Here is a 5105-nt window from a genome sequence, read left to right on the forward strand (position 1 = left end):
GGTTGGCGTTCTGCTCAACCAGGAACACGGTCACGCCATCCTTGCGCAGTTGTTCGATAATGTCGAAGATCTGCTGGATGATGATAGGTGCCAGGCCCAACGAAGGTTCGTCGAGCAACAGCAGCTTGGGCTTGCTCATCAGCGCACGGCCGATGGCGAGCATTTGCTGTTCGCCGCCGGACATGGTGCCGCCGCGCTGGGCGAAACGTTCTTTCAGGCGTGGGAAAAGTTCGAGAACCTTGTCCATCTGTTCCTGATAGTCGCCCTTGTCGGTGAAGAAACCGCCCATGGCGAGGTTTTCTTCCACGGTCAGGCGGGAGAACACCCGACGACCTTCCGGGACCACGGCGATGCTTTTGCGCATGATCTGCGACGAGCTCTGGCCGACCAGTTCCTCACCCATGTAGCGGATGCAGCCACTGTGGGCCTGCGGCGAACCGCAGAGCGTCATCAGCAGCGTCGACTTGCCGGCACCGTTGGCGCCGATCAGCGTCACAATTTCGCCCTGACGGACTTCCACGTTGACGCTGTGCAGGGCCTGGATCTTGCCGTAGAAGGTGGAAACGTTTTCGAATTGCAGCATTTACGCTTCCCCCAGGTAGGCTTTGATCACTTCGGGATTGTCGCGGATCTGTTCCGGCGTACCGTTGGCCAGGGGCGTGCCCTGGTTGATCACGACGATGTGGTCGGAAATGCTCATGACCAGTTTCATGTCGTGTTCGATCAGCAGCACGGTGACGTTGTGCTCTTCACGCAGCATGCTGATCAAGGCCTTGAGGTCCTCGGTTTCCTTCGGGTTCAGGCCAGCAGCCGGTTCGTCGAGCATGAGGATCCGCGGGCGGGTCATCATGCAGCGAGCGATTTCCAGACGACGTTGCTGACCGTAGGCCAGGGTGCCGGCCGGGCGGTTGGCGAACTGCGTCAGGTTGACTTTGTCCAGCCAGTACGCGGCGAACTCCATGGCCTCGCGTTCGCTTTTGCGGAACCCAGGGGTCTTGAACAGGCCGGACAGGAAGTTGGTGTTCAGGTGACGGTGCTGCGCGATCAAGAGGTTCTCGACCGCGGTCATGTCCTTGAACAACCGCACGTTCTGGAAGGTGCGCACCACGCCTTTAAGGGCGATCTTGTGGCCCGGCAAGCCTTCGATCGGCTCGCCGTCCAGCAGGATGCTGCCGCCACTCGGTTTGTAGAAACCGGTCAGGCAGTTGAACACCGTGGTCTTGCCGGCGCCGTTAGGGCCGATCAACGCAACCACCTGTTTTTCTTTCACGGTCAGGGCCACGCCATTGACCGCCAGCAAGCCGCCGAAGCGCATGCTCAGATTTTCGACTTTAAGGATCTCGCGGCTCATTTGCGCAGCTCCATGTGAGGACGTTGCATGGGCAGCAGACCTTGAGGACGCCAGATCATCATCAGCACCATCAAGGCGCCAAACATCAACATGCGGTACTCACTGAACTCACGCATCATTTCCGGCAACAGGATCATCACCACGGCCGCGAGGATCACGCCCAGTTGCGAGCCCATGCCACCCAATACGACGATGGCGAGAATGATCGCCGACTCGATAAAGGTGAAGGACTCCGGTGTCACCAGGCCCTGACGGGCAGCGAAGAAGCTACCGGCAAAACCGGCGAAGCTGGCGCCCAGGGTGAAGGCAGACAGCTTGATGACCGTCGGATTGAGACCCAGCGCACGGCAGGCGATTTCGTCTTCACGCAACGCTTCCCAGGCACGACCGATGGGCATGCGCAGCAAACGGTTGATGACGAACAACGCGCCGAGGGCCAGCAACAGAGCAACCAGGTACAGGAAAATCACCTTGTTGATCGAGTTGTATGCAATGCCGAAGTACTCGTGGAATGTCTGCATGCCTTCGGCGGCTTTACGTTCGAAGGTCAGGCCGAAGAACGTTGGCTTTTCGATGTTGCTGATGCCGTTCGGGCCACCGGTGAGACCGGTCAGGTTACGCAGGAACAGACGGATGATTTCACCGAAGCCCAGTGTCACGATGGCCAGGTAGTCACCGCGCAAACGCAAGACCGGGAAGCCCAGCAGGAAGCCGAAGGTGGCCGCCATCAGGCCGGCAATCGGCAGGCAGATCCAGAAGCTCAGACCGTAGTAGTGCGACAGCAGCGCATAACTGTAGGCACCGACGGCATAGAAACCGACGTATCCCAGGTCGAGCAGACCGGCCAGACCGACCACGATGTTCAGGCCCAGGCCCAACATCACGTAGATCAGCACCAGCGTCGCGATGTCCACTGCCCCGCGAGAACCGAAGAACGGCCAGACCAGGGCAACGGCGATCAACGCGATGATGAACCAGCGCTGGGTGCTCGGCAGGGTCAGGAAGTTACTGGTCTTGGCCGGAATCAGCGGCATGCTTGGCGAGGAACGCCAGGCCGAGCTGATCTGCTGATCGAACAATACGCGCAGGAACATCAGTACCGAACACAACGCGATGATAATCAGCGTCGTGTTGCTGGTGCCATGGACTTCGAGGTTGATGCCGACGATGGTCAACTTCAGACCCAGTACCGGGTAGGCAACGGCCCACACCAGCAAGGCGCTGAACAACGCCTGTTTAAGATTCCTAGTCATACTTTCTCAACCTCCGGACGGCCCAGCAGGCCGGTTGGCCGGAACAACAACACCAGAACCAGCAGGCCGAACGCCACAACGTCCTTGTACTGGTCGCCGAAGATATCGGCACCGAAGGCTTCCGCGACACCCAGTACCAGCCCGCCGAGCATGGCACCAGGGATGCTGCCGATACCGCCTAGTACTGCGGCAGTGAAGGCCTTGAGGCCGACGAGGAAACCGGCGTTCGGGTTGATCACGCCGTATTGCATGCTCAGCAGCACGGCCGCGATGGCCGCCAGTGCGGCACCGATGACGAAGGTCAGGGCGATGATGTTGTTGGTGTTGATACCCAGCAGGTTGGCCATCTTGATGTCTTCGGCACAGGCACGGCAGGCGCGACCAAGGCGAGAGCGGGAGATGAACAGCGTCAGGCCGAGCATGGCGACCAGAGTCACCACGAACACCACGATTTGCATGTAGGAAATCAGCACTTCATGTGCGCCACCTGGCCCGAAGGTAAAGTTACCCGGGATCAGGTTGGGGATGGATTTGTCCTTGGAGTCTTGCGCCAGCAGAACCGTGTTCTGCAGGAAGATCGACACGCCGATGGCGGAAATCAGCGGGATCAGACGGTTGCTGCCGCGCAGGGGGCGGTAAGCGATCCGTTCGATGCTGTAACCGTAGGCACTGCTCACGACTATGGTCGCGAGGAAAGCGGCAGTCATCAACAGCGGAACACTGTCAAGTCCCATCATGGTCAGCCCGGCAATGGCGATGAACGCCACGTAGGAACCAATCATGTACACCTCGCCGTGGGCGAAGTTGATCATTCCAATGATGCCGTAAACCATCGTATAGCCGATGGCGATCAGGGCATACGTGCTGCCAATGGTCAGACCATTAACCAGCTGTTGGAAAAAGTGATAGATGTCAGGCATTACAGCGCTCCTAAAAACCTGATACGCATTTCACTGGTGGAGTCATTTTCCCGCTCGAGCCCCGTGGATCTGCATCCACTTCGAATTCGAGGTTTGCCAGCGAACCGCTGATGACGGTTTTGAGATTTTCAGGTGGGGAGACTGGCGGATCACGCCAGCGCGGCCCAAAACGTTCGTAAAACAAAGCCCACGGCACGCCGTGGGCTTTATTGGCAGTCAGTATGGCAAAGCCTTACTGAGGCGAAGCTTCAGTTTTTGGTTTGCCGAAGTGCCACTCGTAAACTACAAATTTGAAGTCTTTCAGGTCGCCTTTGGCGTCGAACTGCAGGTCGCCAGTCGGGGTCTTGAACGTGCCTGCGTGGATAGCTTCAGCCACTTTGGCAGTGTCTTCGGACTTGGCAGCCGTAATGCCGTCAGCAATCACTTCCACAGCCGAGAAGGCCGGGAACACGAATGGACCGCTCGGGTCTTCTTTCTTCGCTTTGAACGCGTCAGCCAAGGCAATGTTGGCCGGATCCTGGTCGAAGGATTTCGGCAGGGTTACCAGCAGACCTTCGGAAGCGTCTTTGGCGATCTGCGAAATGGAGTCGTTACCCACGCCTTCCGGACCCATGAACTTGGCTTTCAGGCCTTTTTCCTGGGATTGACGCAGGATCAGGCCCAGCTCCGGGTGGTAGCCGCCGTAGTAGACGAAGTCGACGTTGGCTTGCTTGAGCTTGGCGATCATCGAAGAGAAGTCTTTGTCGCCGGCGTTGACGCCTTCGAACACGGCAACCTTGACGCCTTTCTTCTCGAGAGTCTGTTTAACGGCGGTGGCGATGCCTTCACCGTATTGCTGTTTGTCGTGCAGCACAGCAACGATTTTCGGTTTTACGTGATCGGCAATGTAGTTACCGGCGGCAGGGCCTTGGGCGCTGTCCAGACCGATGGTGCGGAACACCATTTTGTAACCACGAGCGGTGATGTCCGGGCTGGTGGCAGCCGGGGTGATCATGATCACGCCTTCGTCTTCGTAAATGTCCGAAGCCGGTTGAGTGGAGCTGGAGCACAGGTGGCCAACCACGAACTTGACGCCGTCGTTGACGACCTTGTTCGCGACCGCGACCGCTTGTTTCGGATCACAGGCGTCATCGTATTCAACGGCTACGAGTTGCTTGCCGTTGACGCCGCCTTTGGCGTTGATCTGCTCAATGGCCATTTTGGCGCCACTGAACTGCATGTCGCCGTATTGGGCTACAGGACCGGTTTTAGGGCCGGCGATGCCGATCTTGATCGTGTCAGCTGCGAACGAATGGCTGGCAACCCCGGCCAGAACCATAGCGGCAAACAGTTTGGAAATCTGCTTAGTAGCCTTAGTCATAGTGCTCCACTCTTACTGTTGTAGTTTTTATAGTCCTGGCGCCGTAGCAGCAGAACCGGGTCAGATATCTTCGATACCTTCCGGAAAATGCCCCTGGCAACTGTACCGGTACAGTGTAGAGCGCCAATTGTTAGCCTGGGAAGCTGGCGCAAGGGGGCAAAACCAGAGGGTGTCGCTTTTTTGAAAGAAAAAGACAGAATCGCAGTGGGATGTTAGCTGGC

5 protein-coding genes are annotated in these 5105 nt (G+C 57.8%); all 5 read right to left on the minus strand.

Annotated features, from left to right (window positions below; all coding sequences use genetic code 11):
- On the minus strand, positions 1 to 583 hold a 583-nt coding region (locus AC1DRJ_RS18860), incomplete at its 3' end, for an ABC transporter ATP-binding protein (RefSeq protein WP_477803483.1).
- The gene (livG, locus tag AC1DRJ_RS18865) at positions 584 to 1351 is read right to left on the minus strand and encodes a high-affinity branched-chain amino acid ABC transporter ATP-binding protein LivG (RefSeq protein WP_007947261.1); all 768 of its coding nucleotides are present in this window, start codon (positions 1349 to 1351) and stop codon (positions 584 to 586) included.
- Complete coding sequence (locus tag AC1DRJ_RS18870) at positions 1348 to 2604, minus strand: high-affinity branched-chain amino acid ABC transporter permease LivM (protein WP_477803484.1); 1257 nt, start codon at positions 2602 to 2604, stop codon at positions 1348 to 1350. The genes livG and AC1DRJ_RS18870 overlap by 4 nt, the downstream gene beginning before the upstream one ends.
- A complete protein-coding gene (gene livH / locus AC1DRJ_RS18875; RefSeq protein ID WP_477803485.1) occupies positions 2601 to 3524 on the minus strand; it encodes a high-affinity branched-chain amino acid ABC transporter permease LivH in 924 nt (307 codons plus the stop codon). The genes AC1DRJ_RS18870 and livH overlap by 4 nt, the downstream gene beginning before the upstream one ends.
- A gap of 232 nt (positions 3525 to 3756) precedes the next feature.
- Positions 3757 to 4884, minus strand: a complete 1128-nt coding sequence (locus AC1DRJ_RS18880) for a branched-chain amino acid ABC transporter substrate-binding protein (RefSeq protein ID WP_477803486.1) — start codon at positions 4882 to 4884, stop codon at positions 3757 to 3759.
- Positions 4885 to 5105 lie beyond the last annotated feature (221 nt).

The sequence above is a fragment of the Pseudomonas sp. P5_B2 genome, from assembly GCF_056400445.1.